The following is a 1,371-nucleotide window of genomic DNA, read 5'->3' as shown; positions in this document are numbered from 1 at the left end:
GCTCAAGCGGCAAATCAGGAATGATCAGTCCATCGACCCCGACTTTGCGACATGTCGCTAGAAACGCCGTTAATCCGTAGCGGAAAATCGGATTTAAGTACGTCATCAAGACGACAGGAACATCGACGGTCTGACGAGCAACGCGAACTGCCTCGAGGACATCCTTCAGTCCAACGTTCGCTTCTAGTGCCCGAAGTCCCGCTTCTTGAATGACTGGACCGTCAGCGACAGGATCCGAAAACGGAACACCGACTTCAATCGCTGTCGCTCCGGATTCAGCGAGAAACGACAGGATTTCCGGGAGTTGATCAATCCCTCCGTCTCCCCCCATGACGTACGGAATGAAGGCTTTCTCCCCTTGGCTCGTAACGGTACGAATGGCTGTTTCTAATCGCATCACGCTTCCCCCTTTAGTGCGTTTCTGACAGTGACGACGTCTTTATCGCCCCGTCCTGATAAGCAGATGACGAGAATCTCTTCCTTGTCCATCTCTGCCGCGAGTTGAGTCGCGTAGGCAATCGCGTGTGCCGACTCAAGTGCCGGGATGATTCCCTCCTTGCGGCTCAACAACTGGAGTGCTTCGAGTGCTTGTTCATCGGTCACCGCTTCATATTGGACGCGACCGATATCTTTTAGCAAGCTATGCTCCGGACCGACACCCGGGTAATCGAGTCCAGCTGAGATCGAGTGCGCTTCTTGTACTTGACCGTGTGCATCCTGTAAGAGATACATCATCGAGCCATGCAAGACACCGACCTCTCCTTTTGTCATCGTCGCTGCGTGTTTCTCTGTGTCGATTCCGCTTCCCGCCGCTTCAATGCCATACAATTTTACATCTGTATCATCGATGAACGGATGGAACATCCCGATTGCGTTACTACCACCGCCGACACAAGCGACGATCGCCTCTGGCAGACGACCCTCTTTTTCGATGATTTGGCGTCGTGTCTCTTTTCCGATGACTGCTTGGAAATCACGGACGAGTTGTGGGAATGGGTGTGGTCCGAGAACAGAACCCATCAAGTAATGCGTATCTTCGACATGTTTGACCCAGTAGCGGAGTGCTTCATTGACGGCATCTTTGAGTGTCCGACTGCCTTGTGTGACTGGGATGACGGTTGCTCCAAGTAACTCCATCCGGAAGACGTTCAATTCTTGACGACGGACGTCCTCTTCTCCCATGAAGATGACACATTCGAGATCGAGTAAGGCACAGACCGTCGCTGTCGCGACACCGTGTTGTCCTGCCCCTGTCTCAGCAACGATTTTTCGTTTCCCCATCCGTTCAGCCAGTAACGCTTGACCGATCGTATTGTTGATTTTATGGGCACCGGTATGGTTCCTGTCTCTTATACACATCTCCGAGCCCAC

Annotated in this window: 2 protein-coding genes; both read right to left on the bottom strand. The window is 52.6% G+C overall.

The features are described from left to right. On the bottom strand, positions 1–397 hold a 397-nt coding region (gene trpA / locus F8N00_RS17965), incomplete at its 3' end, for a tryptophan synthase subunit alpha (RefSeq protein ID WP_421018743.1). Next, positions 397–1,371 (bottom strand): tryptophan synthase subunit beta (gene trpB, locus F8N00_RS17960; protein ID WP_421018742.1); only part of this gene is annotated, 975 nt, incomplete at its 5' end. The genes trpA and trpB, both read right to left, overlap by 1 nt.

It is taken from the genome of Exiguobacterium sp. A1_3_1 (assembly GCF_048985645.1).
GTDB lineage: Bacteria > Bacillota > Bacilli > Exiguobacteriales > Exiguobacteriaceae > Exiguobacterium_A > Exiguobacterium_A indicum.
This window is presented reverse-complemented; position numbering and strand designations above follow the sequence as displayed.